At 37.4% G+C, this 12,546-nt stretch carries 14 protein-coding genes and 1 pseudogene; 4 read left to right on the forward strand and 11 right to left on the reverse strand.

Annotated elements, in window-relative coordinates; all coding sequences use genetic code 11:
• Positions 1-472: 472 nt before the first annotated feature.
• Entirely contained in the window at positions 473-685 is a 213-nt protein-coding gene (locus tag IW510_RS06645) for a DNA-directed RNA polymerase subunit epsilon (RefSeq protein WP_202058028.1), read from the forward strand.
• Position 686: 1 nt separating this feature from the next.
• Positions 687-2,360 (forward strand): ribonuclease J1, encoded by a 1,674-nt coding sequence (rnjA, locus tag IW510_RS06650; protein WP_202058029.1) that lies wholly within the window; start codon positions 687-689, stop codon positions 2,358-2,360.
• Between the two features lie 130 nt (positions 2,361-2,490).
• Here the strand turns inward: rnjA and IW510_RS06655 are convergent, their stop codons facing one another.
• The 3 genes and pseudogenes from IW510_RS06655 to IW510_RS06665 all read right to left on the reverse strand — a co-directional run.
• A complete protein-coding gene (locus tag IW510_RS06655; RefSeq protein WP_202058031.1) occupies positions 2,491-4,809 on the reverse strand; it encodes an Ig-like domain-containing protein in 2,319 nt (772 codons plus the stop codon).
• Between the two features lie 286 nt (positions 4,810-5,095).
• Entirely contained in the window at positions 5,096-5,296 is a 201-nt protein-coding gene (locus IW510_RS06660; RefSeq protein WP_202058032.1) for a cold-shock protein, read from the reverse strand.
• A 147-nt stretch (positions 5,297-5,443) separates the two neighbouring features.
• A pseudogene (locus IW510_RS06665) lies at positions 5,444-5,605 on the reverse strand (JAB domain-containing protein); the annotation flags it as partial.
• Positions 5,606-5,729: 124 nt separating this feature from the next.
• Here IW510_RS06665 and IW510_RS06670 point away from each other — a divergent pair.
• Both IW510_RS06670 and IW510_RS06675 read left to right on the forward strand, forming a co-directional pair.
• A complete protein-coding gene (locus tag IW510_RS06670; RefSeq protein WP_202058033.1) occupies positions 5,730-6,080 on the forward strand; it encodes a hypothetical protein in 351 nt (116 codons plus the stop codon).
• A gap of 282 nt (positions 6,081-6,362) precedes the next feature.
• Complete coding sequence (locus IW510_RS06675; RefSeq protein ID WP_202058034.1) at positions 6,363-6,524, forward strand: hypothetical protein; 162 nt, start codon at positions 6,363-6,365, stop codon at positions 6,522-6,524.
• A gap of 154 nt (positions 6,525-6,678) precedes the next feature.
• Here the strand turns inward: IW510_RS06675 and IW510_RS06680 are convergent, their stop codons facing one another.
• The 8 genes from IW510_RS06680 to IW510_RS06715 all read right to left on the reverse strand — a co-directional run bounded on the left by IW510_RS06680 (position 6,679) and on the right by IW510_RS06715 (position 12,541).
• Positions 6,679-7,077, reverse strand: coding sequence for a hypothetical protein (locus tag IW510_RS06680; RefSeq protein WP_202058036.1), 399 nt, complete (start codon positions 7,075-7,077; stop codon positions 6,679-6,681).
• A gap of 19 nt (positions 7,078-7,096) precedes the next feature.
• Positions 7,097-7,702, reverse strand: coding sequence for a toxin-antitoxin system HicB family antitoxin (locus IW510_RS06685; RefSeq protein WP_202058038.1), 606 nt, complete (start codon positions 7,700-7,702; stop codon positions 7,097-7,099).
• A 5-nt stretch (positions 7,703-7,707) separates the two neighbouring features.
• On the reverse strand, positions 7,708-7,953 hold the full coding sequence (locus tag IW510_RS06690) for a type II toxin-antitoxin system HicA family toxin (RefSeq protein ID WP_202058040.1): 246 nt from the start codon (positions 7,951-7,953) through the stop codon (positions 7,708-7,710).
• A 434-nt stretch (positions 7,954-8,387) separates the two neighbouring features.
• On the reverse strand, positions 8,388-8,879 hold the full coding sequence (locus IW510_RS06695) for a hypothetical protein (protein WP_202058041.1): 492 nt from the start codon (positions 8,877-8,879) through the stop codon (positions 8,388-8,390).
• 46 nt (positions 8,880-8,925) lie between these two features.
• Positions 8,926-9,753: a peptidoglycan amidohydrolase family protein gene (locus IW510_RS06700; RefSeq protein ID WP_442896399.1), complete on the reverse strand. Its 828-nt coding sequence runs from the start codon at positions 9,751-9,753 to the stop codon at positions 8,926-8,928.
• Positions 9,750-10,136, reverse strand: a complete 387-nt coding sequence (locus IW510_RS06705; protein WP_202058046.1) for a phage holin family protein — start codon at positions 10,134-10,136, stop codon at positions 9,750-9,752. Before IW510_RS06705 ends, IW510_RS06700 begins: the two co-directional genes overlap by 4 nt.
• Positions 10,137-10,171: 35 nt before the next feature.
• Positions 10,172-12,370 (reverse strand): exo-alpha-sialidase, encoded by a 2,199-nt coding sequence (locus tag IW510_RS06710; RefSeq protein ID WP_202058048.1) that lies wholly within the window; start codon positions 12,368-12,370, stop codon positions 10,172-10,174.
• Between the two features lie 9 nt (positions 12,371-12,379).
• On the reverse strand, positions 12,380-12,541 hold the full coding sequence (locus IW510_RS06715; protein ID WP_202058050.1) for a hypothetical protein: 162 nt from the start codon (positions 12,539-12,541) through the stop codon (positions 12,380-12,382).
• Positions 12,542-12,546 lie beyond the last annotated feature (5 nt).

The raw sequence follows: 12,546 nt of genomic DNA on the forward strand, positions 1-12,546 counted from the left end.
GTAAATGTTCTGAAACAGAAAAAATGATTCTTTTCATCTATAAAAATATGCAAGAAACTCTCGGTATAAGTCTGATAAATCACCTAAAAAGGACATAGCTATTATTCCAGACCGGTCAATCAAGAGTCAGACTGGTTTTTTCGTCCAGAGAATGGACTGGACGAATTGCTTTTGCTGCTCCCTTTTCATTTCTAAAGATCCTAATAAATAATAGTAGTCCTTTCTATACTTCTGAATTATTCTATGATAAAATAGCACTAATTGTTGTAGAAGCAACAAACAGGACGGTTGAATTTTTTTCACATCATGCACATAATAAAATGAAGTAATGACTAGGCTTCATTCACCATCAACTCCGTGTTCTTGGTGGCAAATACTTTTCAGGGTGGCGGACCACCTCATTTTGTTGTGTACAAATTTTAAAAAGAAAATCAATAAAATTGCGCAAGCATATAGAAGGAGATAATCTAATATGATCTACAAGGTTTATTATCAAGAAACAAAAGTCAGAAATCCCAAAAGAGAAGACACACAGTCTATCTATGTTGAAGGTGAAAGTGATGTCGCTGTTCGCCAACTAGTCGAAGAAAACACACCTTACAATATCGAATACGTCCAATTGCTTGATGGAAATCACCTAGCTTATGAGCAGGAGCATGCGGATTTCAAATTAACGGAGTTTTAATATGAAGGTAAATATAAAAAATAATGAAACCGGCGTTTTCGGTATTGGCGGACTGGGCGAAATCGGTAAAAACACATATGGTGTCCAATTTCAGGATGAAATCATCCTGATTGATGCGGGAATCAAATTCCCTGAGGATGACCTGTTGGGAATCGATTATGTGATTCCTGATTACAGCTACATCATTCAAAATCTACAAAAAGTTAAGGCGTTAGTCATCACCCATGGTCACGAGGACCATATCGGTGGCGTTCCTTACTTGTTGCGTCAGGCAAATATTCCAATTTATGCGGGACCATTAGCACTTGCTTTGATTACAAATAAGCTGGATGAACACGGTTTACTGCGAGATGCTGAGCTCCATGAAATCAATGAAGATACAGTAATTCGTTTTAGAAAAACCGTTGTAAGCTTCTTCAGAACAACGCATAGTATTCCCGATGCATTAGGGGTTGTTGTAAAAACACCTTCCGGAAATGTTGTCGCAACCGGCGACTTCAAGTTTGACTTTACTCCTGTTGGTGAACCGGCGAACCTTCATCGGATGGCAAAAATTGGTGAAGAAGGGGTATTATGTCTGCTTTCAGACAGTACCAATGCTGAAATTCCCACATTTACAAAATCAGAAAAAACAATCGGCGCTTCAATTAAGAAGATTTTTGAAAAAATAGACGGTAGAATTATCTTCGCCAGCTTTGCTTCAAACATCTTCAGATTACAGCAGGCTGCTGAAGCAGCTGTTCATTCCGGCAGAAAAATCGCCGTTTTTGGACGCAGTATGGAAAATGCGATTGTTAACGGCGAACGCCTAGGCTATATCAACGTACCAAAAGGAACTTTTGTTGATGCTTCACAGCTGAATCAACTACCGGCAAATGAAGTGATGATTTTATGTACAGGCTCTCAAGGAGAACCGATGGCTGCTTTAAGCCGTATTGCTAACGGTACACACAGACAAATATCTGTGCAGCCCGGTGATACTGTCGTCTTCTCAAGCTCTCCGATTCCAGGGAATACAACGAGTGTCAATCGTCTTATTAACCTGTTGTCAGAAGCCGGTGCAGAAGTCATTCATGGAAAAATTAATAATATCCATACATCAGGACATGGTGGACAGGAAGAACAAAAGCTGATGCTTCGTCTGATGAAGCCTAAATACTTTGTTCCAGTACACGGAGAATTCCGTATGCTGAAAATTCACGCATCTTTAGCAAATGATGTTGGTGTACCGGAAGAAAACTGTTTCATCATGGAGAACGGCGATGTTCTTGCCCTAACTGCAGACAGTGCTCGTTCAGCCGGTCATTTCAATGCCAGCGATGTGTATGTTGATGGTAACGGTGTTGGTGATATCGGAAATATCGTTCTGCGTGATCGTAGAATTCTATCAGAGGAAGGTCTTGTTTTAGCTGTAGCTACAGTAGATATCAAAAACAAGGAAATTCAGGCCGGACCAGATATTCTTTCTCGTGGTTTTGTTTATATGCGAGAATCCGGTGACATGATTAACGAAGGACAACGCTTGCTGTTCCATGCAATGCGTGATGCTCTAAAGGATGAAAATTGTACTGAAGCGAAGCTGTGCGAAGCAATCACTGCGACACTTCAACCGTATCTGTTTGAAAAAACTGAACGTCATCCGATGATTTTACCAATGATTATGACAGTTAATTAACTACTAAAAGCATGAGGCAGAAATAGCCTCATGCTTTTTTGTTGTCCAAAATATTCATTATCCAAAGCAAAAAACTGAATCGACGCTGTGTACTACAGCATCCATTCAGTTTCAATAATAACTCAGGAAATTATTCCTTCGTCATAGTCATTTCAAAGGAAGTTCCCATATATACACCATGTTCATAATTCAATTTACCATTACTAATCCAGAATGTATCATCTAGCACGCGTGAGCGAGCATACACTTGGAAATGGATTGTTTCGTTTTTAGCCAGCTCGATCACAGTGTCTTCCGGATTGTATTTCAGCACTTTTCGATTTGATGTCCAGCCTTTTGCTGCCGTATAATAATCGATATTTACACTATAGTAAATGCTGTTCAGCTGCGTCAGACTCCCATCGGGGTCCTTAGCAAACATCTCAAAAAATTCATTATACACGCCATATTCCCGCTCGTACGCCGCTGTATCCGGATTATCTAAATCAACATTCATCTTGATACGATAGGTTCCGGCTTCCGGCGCAGTCATTCGATACATCCCTTTGCTTCCTGTGCTTGAATGCGAGCCATAAAGCAGTTCTTCATTCCAGCTAAAGTGTTCTGAAGCAGCACCATAATCAAAGGTGTCAGTAATCGTTTGTCCTACAGTCTTTGTTAAATAGGTCTTGTTGTCTTTGTTTGTCACAACCACTTGATAGCTGTCCTTGATTGCACCGTTTTTAGCAGATTTTGCCGTAATGGTTACAATCCCGTTCTTTTTCCCTGTTACTAAACCATTCGCAACAGTCGCCACCTGTGCATTGGCACTTTCCCATACAAGGTCATTTCTATTTGCGTTTGCCGGCTCAAGTGTTGCCTCCAACTGCATCGTACCATTCAAGTAGATGATATTTTTCTCAGGTCTTGTAATCGTAATCTTGGTAATGTCCGGATAAGTTTCAAGAACATTGAGCGTTGTCTGAGCTGTTTTTCCGCCATCTTCCGTTGTAGCAGTTATAACAACTGACCCTTTTTTCTTAGCCGTTACCACACCAGTAGCTGACACACTTGCTACTTCTGTATTCGAGCTAGTCCAGTTCACTGTTTTATTACTCGCAAGCTCCGGCTTGACAGTTGCAGTCAATTGCTGTGATTCACCAATCATCATTTCTGCCATAGAAGCTGTCACTTCCACACCTGTCACTGCTACCTGTTCCCCTTGGTATTGATCGTACATCCCAACAAAACGGGTATCGTATTGATATTCTGTGGGTTGTCCATTGCGTTCAATTCCTGTAACTTTGACCGTATAGACCGTATCCTTCTTCACTTCATAGGAATTATTTGGTCGGAAAACAATCGTATCATACCCTCTGTTGACTGCACCACTTGAGGTTACATCAACAACAGTCAGCTCTCCGCCATTCGTATCATTCTTTATCTCTGTTGTAACACCGGTATCATTATCTGTCAGATAGACCTTCACCGAATCTGCCGGTAAATATTGGTTATTCTGGTGCATAAAGACACTCCAGCGCATATTTTTTTCGTATCTCGCTTTTATTGAAGCATTTGTATTGTTTTTATAGTAGTCTGTATTATACGGATTCTCTGCATTGTACATTTCATAAGGGAACATTCCCTCTGCCGGCCAATGACTGACGGTATCTGTACTATATTTGCTGAAGGCTCCCCACGTGCTATTTACATAGAGAGCTGTAAAGAAATTCGACCCTTCCGTTTTTACCTGCTCAGCCTTTGCATAGCCGACACCAAAATCGGCTGCTGTCAATCCTAAGATTCCTCTTCTGTGACCCGCTTGCTTGTTTCCGGAACCATAATCTACCATAAAACTGTTGGCATGATATTCGATTGTTTGTTCTGCTAACGAGGAATGAATATTGGAATATTTTGCCCCATCTCCTGCTGCAAGCCAAAACTCATCTGTCATTCCAGCCGGTTTAGAAAAATTATCATAAATATAGTGAGACTGTGTTTGAACAGCTGCCATTCCAATTGATGCTTGTTGAGCAACTGTTTCTGCCGTGCTTGAATAAGGAATCTCATCGACTCCGGCTAGTCTGCGGTAAAAGTTTACAATATCGTCTATACTTTCTGTTTGTTCATTCTTGAAGGTGCCTAATGCATACCCATTCACTGCCGATACCAGTGGTGCCGTAATAAATTTTTCTCCTGTCGGCAAATTATCATAAATTGTCTTATACTCTGCTTGCAGCTGAAGAACCTTTTGATAATCCTCCGCTGACAGCATTGTACCAGCAGCGCGTTGACGTGCCATTTTCGGTGCAGCCTTGGAGACTGTCTCCGAGCTCTCATCCTGCTCCAATTGTTCAGTGATTTCATTCTCAACTTTGTTTTCTTCTCCACTGGCAATAGTTGTACCGTTAATACTTCCTGCCAAAAAAAGACTTAGCCCCAATAGACTAACAATTTGTTTCTTCTTCATAAATTCCCTCCTTTTAAATTATGCTTGAAACAACATACAATTTTTAATCATCTTATTGTACATAAGACTTAACACCATTCTATCATGCCTTCCATATGATTGAAATATCTATATTTTTATTTTCTTCACACAAAATAGATTAAAAAAAATAAATTGGCCTTGTAAAGTGCTATAGCTCGAACTACTTCTGTTCATCTCTTTCTCGTGTACTTTAGTCCTCGCTGATAATTATTTTTCGCAAACAAAAAAACACCCGACGAATAGTCAGGTGTTTCGAATGGGCTAATTATTGTTTTTCAACGTTTGTCGCTTGAGGACCACGATCTGAATCTTCTACATCAAAAGTTACAGCTTGACCTTCTTCTAATGTTTTGAAGCCGTCTCCTTGAATTGCTGAGAAGTGTACAAAAACGTCGCTTCCATCTTCACGAGAGATAAATCCAAACCCTTTTTCTGCGTTAAACCATTTTACTGTTCCTTGTTCCATTACTGTTCCTCCTCGTGCTTAAGCACTGAAATAATTGTAACTTTGCCCGTGTACGATAGAGGGTTAATACTTAACCAAATCTTCTATACTGTCCCAAACAAGATTACAAATCCATTTTACACGCGACCCTTTATTTTTGCAAGAAATCTAATTCTCACCGCTCAAAAAGTTTTCCTCTCGCATACTGACATAGCTCTCCTGACCGATAATAATATGATCCAGCACCTCAATTCCCATCATCTCTCCACATTCCTGCATTCTCAAAGTAAATCTGATGTCACTCTGTGAGGGCGTAGGATTTCCAGACGGAAACTATCGTTTAAACCTTGATTAAATTCTAGTAAGTGAATGATGGATTTTCTTTTCAAATAGTTACCCCTTTAATTCTCGACAAATCGAACGTTAGTTCGTATAATCGTTTTAAGGTGATTTTATGAGATATGTAAAAACTGTTCATCTCAAAAAAACAACAACTGCTTACACATATTTCTATAGAATGAAAGTTCATCCTTTTAGGAGACTGTCTTCTGAGAGAATTAAGATAGATGATGAATACTATCAAATTTGGACATTCAATTCTAAAACAGAACGAAATTACATTGCTGCTTTCCCTGTTTCAAATGCTGAACACTTTCATATTTTCGAATTAGCTATTGAGGAGACAGGACACACACAACTCTTTAAAAAGGAAAGTAAGCTATCAGATTTTTCAACTAAAAAAATTATGCGATATAGTGATTTAAGAGAAGAATTATTCAAGAGAGAGGGGATTTCATATGAATAAAAGAGGCGCTACTGGAATTGCTGATAAGATTAGATTAGTTTCTGCATTCCCTGAGATGCTCGTAAGATTCACACTACACACACGAAATGAGGATATTAATTGCTTTATCGCTCGCCGGGACCTTGCAAACTTGATTATGTTCTTAGATGATAATACTTTCGAGTTGTCAGTGTTCGGACATTATAATAGTAGAAACCAGTTAATTATTGAAAAATTCGCTGTAAGAAATCCAAATAGTTTTATTAGGGAATTCGTGAGTAATCCGCTCAAAATGATTGCTGGATGAACTTAGTAGATGAATATGAGGCTCATTTAATTAGTTACGAGGAGTTTCATGAGCTAATATGGGGCTGTGGTCAACGGTTAATTAACGAAGTAGGTATTGAGAAGTTTATTTTCTACTTAAACGCTTCAGAAAATGAATACTATAAGAAAGAGGACTAGCAATTTAGCTGTCCTCTTTTTTTATTGTCAATATGATAATTTATATTTGTGCCAAGCTTGAAGAATTAAAATCATAATTCTAAAATATTTTTTCTTTTTCATCTCAACATCATATTACTTTTCATTTTTTACAAATTACTATAGAAAAAGACCTCTATTCAGAAGTCTTTTCCCTCTCAGAGAATTCCATTACCATATCAGGAATTGTCACAAAGTTTTGGGTTTCTTGAGATAACAACCCTATATATAGTTTAATTTTTCCCAATAATACAGTTGACACTTCCTCTGCAACTAGCTCAATTTCTGTATCAATGAACTCCTGTTTGTACATTTCAAAAGAACCTTCCACTACAGTTTCTATAGTGTAATTTTCCTCAATGAACTTATTTTCTAATTGTGCTTGAAACTCAAACTTTTCACCTTTTTGATTCCTTATATCCTCAGGGAAAGTAAAAGATAGGGATCCTCCTCCATTACTTCCTTCTTCATGCTTATTTTTTAAAGTTTCAAAACTTAATTTTTTTATTGAAGTGTATGCTATTCCAATCTTCATTTTCTATACCTCCGTTAACTCAAACTACAGATGTTTTAGCGGATGTCCTAAATGTTACTACTTTTTTATCATCTTGAACCGTTTGAGAAATTACACTTTTACTAGTATTAATATTATATAGACTCTTACCAAATTGATTCTCAGTAATGTGAAAATGAACCTCTTCTTTTTTTAGCTCAGATGAAATTGTTGTTGAAATATTTTCAACACTAGAGGAAACCCCTCTCATCATCTGTTTAACTTGATTCTCAATAGTTTTCAAATCAAAGCCTCTTAGTCCTTGCTCAATCAAATGATTTACATATAAATTTAGGCTAATGCCATTTATTGATGCTTTAGTTCTAATTTCTTCATGTAATTGTTTAGGAATTCTCAAAGTGATTCTCCCAGAACAATCACTTTCTTTAACAGGCTCTGGTATTCTAACTTTCGTATCTAAAGCTGCAGCAAACCATTCTTTTTTTGCTTCTTCTATTTCTTCTAGACCTTCTAACTTATCATCGGAATAAATGATTAATCCCGGAAGGTCTGGATAGGAAATAGCATAATAGGTATCACCTTCATCATGAACAGTCTCAACCAACATTCTATAATCCAACTCCATATACTCATCTAATGTTTTCATAAGACTTAATCCTCCTTCACTTCATCTATCCAATTCAAGAAATCTTTTACATATGGTCTTTTCACTGGTGAATGTTTTGCCAATGGTTTGATAGGAAAATCTATCTTTGGATGTGTCACAGTATAATGTGATCCTCCAGTTCTATTTTTTACAATAAAACCATAATACTCCAGTAGTTTTTTTAAATCTATAAAAGATGTATTATTTGGACTTCTCTTGATTTTGTCATATAATTTATCATTTTTAACCATATAATCCACCACGCACCATATATAGTGTCAATATATACTATATTATCACACTATTTTTAATTGTAAACAAGAAATTGACGTCATCGCCTTTTCAAGTATAATATAAAATATTTTCCGTTTATATTATTTTACTATATATCTACAATTCACGCTACGTTCAAAATCGTACTATTAACCTTATACTCAAATTATATATGAAAAATAGTTTTAAAAATTCGGTTAGCGTTCGTAATTTTTCATTCTAAAAAAAGCCACCCAAAAGGGAATGACCTTTTCAATGACTCAAAAATCTGATTTTTATCCGTAAACAACTCGTATATAAAAGTTACTTTATAATTGAATGACTTTTAAGCGTATATTTCCCGCATATCTTCATGTAAATTTGCAGTCATTTGCTTAAAAAATACAATACTAACTACAAAGATAGTAAACCATTACGAGGGTAAATTTTTTTCATATCTATTTACTAATCCAGTTTTATCCTTTTTACACAGCGCTCTCATTTCTGGAGCAAGAAATGCTAAATCTTCATCTAAGCTAATGTGAATCGCTACATCTTGCAAATGGTATTCTTTATTCTTAGAAGTAAAGCGACCACCTCTAACGTTTTCTATCCCATATCTCCCCATACATTCTACAGCTTTATTGGTTGTGAGATTATCCGCCTTAAGTCTATCAGTCAATCCAATCTCAGAAACTTCCACAATCTCAACAGGCTGATTATTCCTGGTTAGTGCTCTGCCACCATTAAGATGTTCCTTAAAAATATTTTCCATGGTTTTTGAGGTATGTCCAACATAGTACTCAAATCCTTTATTTTCCAACTTTAAGACATAAATCTTTCGATATCTATTTTCTTCGATTTTTATCAATCCCTTTTTACTCAATCCTATCAAAAGTAAGAAAAAATAGCTATAATATTCCATAAAAAAAGGCCCCGAAACTCAAACTACATGAGTAACAGGGCTTTTCTTAACCTTTTAATAGATGTTTTTTGTTCCAAGCACTGAGCCACACTCTACCGCCATTTCTAAATTGAACTGGTAACCAGTAGTAGTTACCGCTACCCTTTTGCGCTAATCCAACATCGTTCACATTGATTTCAGGAATGACAAAGTAGCTTCCTTTGGTTGTCACTTGGTTAGCAAGAACATTTCCTTTGCTGTCAGTAAGTGTGATATCAGCACAGGCTATGCCATTCTGTGTCCAGTCAAAATCAACTGGTGCAAGTTCGTTACAGCGCACTTGCCAAATGCTGTTCACATATTGAAGGTCATCTACTCGATAGACTTTATTATTCGATGGAATCGATGTATTCGGTTGTGTATTTGTTTCACCATCCGGAACTGTCGTTTCTCCTGAACCGTTATACCGATAGATTGTCACGGCAGGCTTTCCATTGTAACCCCAAATCACATCATGATTATTCACAGTAATTCCATTATAACCAAAATTGCAATGAATAATGTTGTCTGCACTATCAAGGAAAATCCCTGTATGTCCTGCTGCGCCTCCACTTTGTCCACGAACGCCCCAAATGAAAATATCTCCACGCTTGACTGTAAAACTACCGTCACTATTCGCAACTACCTTCTTCCAGCCTGCCGCTTCTAAATGCCCAAAAAGTGAGTCTGTATTTCCCATTACACCGTCAGAAAGAAACCCGCCAGCTCTTAATGCAAAATAAACAGCTGAACTGCAGTCATAGCTTGAAGGCCCAAGTCGGCTATTCATTGAGTAAGTGACTTTTCCCAAACGGTCTGAGAACCATTTAATTGAAGTTTCAATGTTTGCCATTATTCATCATCCTTACTCTTTATTTTATTGATAAAGTCTTCGAATAATTCTGTAGCTACACCCATTTTTTTATAGTTTTCCAGAATTGATTTCAATTCCATCAACAGGTACCCTACATAGAGAACATATACTAACCCAACACCAACACCTGCGGGAATTAGTGGAGCTAAAGGAATGAAAAAAAGTAACAAGACAATGCTTGCTACTTTCCTCAAAATTCCATTTATACCTAACTTGCTTTCAAATTCGATTTTCGGATTAATTTTTGCCGCCAAAGTTCCACTAAGAAAATCAATTACCATTGCTACACAAATTAAGGCTAGAACATAAATCGCCTTATGATCCGCATCTATAATAAATCTTTCTAAATAATCAAACATTTCCATTGTTACCACCTTTTCTCTATTTTAAACCACACATGTCATACCTTGTTTCCCATAGCGTCATACCAGCTGCTTCCAATTCGTTGAATGAGTTTGTTTAAGGTCGTATCTGTGTATAGATAGCCTGTATTTACAGCTTCCGGACGTTGCTCAGTGGTCCCTGCCTCACGGACTGCTAGTGGTACATAGCCGCTGCTTACATTATTCGGAATTCTCAGAGCTGAAGCACTATAGAAGTTTGCTCCTGAACGAGAGTCAATACTTTTTCTAAAGACTGTTGTTCCTAAAGCATTTATCTCAAGCCAGTTATCACCATAAATCAACTTGACTCCACCATTTCTTCCGGGCGGCTGTAGCCATAGTGTACTTTCTGGCGCACCAGTATATAGCTGAACATGGGAAACTCCTGCAGTGTTTTCTGTGAGACCAATTTCAAACGCTTTTTGAAAATTGTGATCAAACATCTGCAAGTATCTTCCTAACTTGTTTAACTGGTACAAGCTTAATACAGCTAATCCTTGCTTATCATCCATCAACACATGGGGCGCTTTTAAATCAGCTGTAGAAATATTCGGAATCATCGCTTTTGTTTCACTTTCGAAAACAGAGAAATTACTTTTTAATACCTTGATTTCCACTTGTCCCTCAAAGGCTTGTTCATTGATGTAGTACGTGATTAGAAGCTCATCATTTACATGATTTGTAGCAAACGATGTGTATCCGCAATCTTTATGGCCGGCTTTATCCAAAACAAATTGTTCTACGACTGTCAGTGTCTCTTTATCGATTTTGACAATTTTTACTAAGCCAAACCAGTTCCATGACTCTGTACTATATCTTAAGCCAGTATAAAGATAATCTCCGTGTTCAATCATTCCCGAAGCGTGACCTCTTACAACATTCTCACCTTCAGTCAAAGTTTGTACTTCTGACCAGGTAACACCATTATCATCAGAGTATGCTATTTTGATTTCGGGAGGTAGAGAGAGATTTCCAGTACGAATAAGACAAACAAGCCTGCCACTTTCTAACTGATAAAGAATCGGCTCGCTGCAGTTCCAACCTGTACTACCACCAACATAAGCTAACCTTTGCCACGTTTTTCCTTCATCATTCGATTTGAATATCGTTACAATTGCTCCTCCAACATCCTGATAGGTCGGAATCAGTAACGTTTTATTATTCAATTCGACAATCTTGTCGGTAGTGAATGTCAATGGTTCCTCTGTTACTTTGACCGGTGATTGCCAAGTCTTACCACCATCTATAGATGAATAGACCCAAGTCTCTCCAAATTTTGGAGAAGAGCTATATAAAAATAGGGATAACAAAAGTTTCCCATTCGTTAGTTCTATAATTGAGCTATCTCTTAAGTCATACTCGCTATTAGTGATAATTAGCTCTGGTTCTTCCCAATTCTCACCATCAGCAGAACGGCTCAAGTAAATCTCACCATTTCGACCTTCAACATGACGTTCTCCGCCTCTAAAGACCAAAAGATATTCCTTGTTCCTCTCTGACCAGCAGATATCTGAAAACGCATTGTGTGTATCAGCCTGAATTTTTCTGACTAACGCACTATTTGCTTTGAACTTTTCACGCTCAATCGTTTTTAGAGTATCACTCTCTAATCTTGAGCTCAATTGCTTATGGACTTCTCCATCTGTGTCAGCTCGCGAATCAATCAGTTCTGTTAGGATGATTCCCCCTGGGTCAGCACTTTCAAGAATTTCTCTGTTTGAATCTACAAAATTTCCCCATTCATCTTTCTGTTGATTTGAATAATCATCGAATTCTTGTTTTTGGCTGCTAAGTTCTTTGTCATGCTTATTTAGCATTTCATCAAGCAATGTGACATGAATGGTCGCTTGATCAGCAGTCATATCAGCTTCTTCAATGACACGAAACTGAACATCAGAAGAAGTAATTTTTTTGTTTGAAGAATCGTACAATTCAAAGTAGGCCAGTTTGAATTTTCCAGAAACAGCTAAGTTTTCTTTAGTAAAAGTATAAAGGTAAGCACCTTCTTCCCCAGTTATCCTAGCAGCTGTACCATTCGTTAAATCACCGACAGGGTTATTCCCTACAAATTTCAGGGTATAGGCACTATTGTTAATTTTCTTTCCTTCATTAGTGACAATAATTTTGATTTGTGCCTGTTCTTCATTTCTACGTGCTGCAATAGCATAGCCAGACTGAAACTTATTCACATCAATCCAAATCTCATCGTAAATCATAACATTCACCTACTTCTTATTTTGCAGTTTTTCAAGCTCATCTTTCAATGCTTTGTTTTCATATTCCTGCAGTTCTATTTTTGTTTGATATTGAGCAAGCTGCATTGTTAGCTGGCCTATTTGGAGAGCTAAGTTTTCATTCAGCTTCTGTTGATATGCTTGTTCGTTCATTTTCA

The sequence above is a fragment of the Enterococcus sp. BWR-S5 genome, from assembly GCF_016745255.1.
GTDB lineage: Bacteria > Bacillota > Bacilli > Lactobacillales > Enterococcaceae > Enterococcus_L.

Excerpts from the sequence above, each read along its gene's own strand:
- IW510_RS06680 (WP_202058036.1), bottom strand. The coding sequence starts at position 7,077 with ATGAAGATTGGAATAGCATACACTTCAATAAAAAAATTAAGTTTTGAA.
- IW510_RS06655 (WP_202058031.1), bottom strand. The coding sequence starts at position 4,809 with ATGAAGAAGAAACAAATTGTTAGTCTATTGGGGCTAAGTCTTTTTTTG.
- IW510_RS06705 (WP_202058046.1), bottom strand. The coding sequence starts at position 10,136 with ATGGAAATGTTTGATTATTTAGAAAGATTTATTATAGATGCGGATCAT.
- IW510_RS06715 (WP_202058050.1), bottom strand. The coding sequence starts at position 12,541 with ATGAACGAACAAGCATATCAACAGAAGCTGAATGAAAACTTAGCTCTC.
- IW510_RS06685 (WP_202058038.1), bottom strand. The coding sequence starts at position 7,702 with ATGAAAACATTAGATGAGTATATGGAGTTGGATTATAGAATGTTGGTT.
- rnjA (WP_202058029.1), top strand. The coding sequence starts at position 687 with ATGAAGGTAAATATAAAAAATAATGAAACCGGCGTTTTCGGTATTGGC.
- IW510_RS06645 (WP_202058028.1), top strand. The coding sequence starts at position 473 with ATGATCTACAAGGTTTATTATCAAGAAACAAAAGTCAGAAATCCCAAA.
- IW510_RS06675 (WP_202058034.1), top strand. The coding sequence starts at position 6,363 with ATGAACTTAGTAGATGAATATGAGGCTCATTTAATTAGTTACGAGGAG.
- IW510_RS06690 (WP_202058040.1), bottom strand. The coding sequence starts at position 7,953 with ATGGTTAAAAATGATAAATTATATGACAAAATCAAGAGAAGTCCAAAT.
- IW510_RS06670 (WP_202058033.1), top strand. The coding sequence starts at position 5,730 with ATGAGATATGTAAAAACTGTTCATCTCAAAAAAACAACAACTGCTTAC.
- IW510_RS06695 (WP_202058041.1), bottom strand. The coding sequence starts at position 8,879 with ATGGAATATTATAGCTATTTTTTCTTACTTTTGATAGGATTGAGTAAA.
- IW510_RS06660 (WP_202058032.1), bottom strand. The coding sequence starts at position 5,296 with ATGGAACAAGGAACAGTAAAATGGTTTAACGCAGAAAAAGGGTTTGGA.
- IW510_RS06710 (WP_202058048.1), bottom strand. The coding sequence starts at position 12,370 with ATGATTTACGATGAGATTTGGATTGATGTGAATAAGTTTCAGTCTGGC.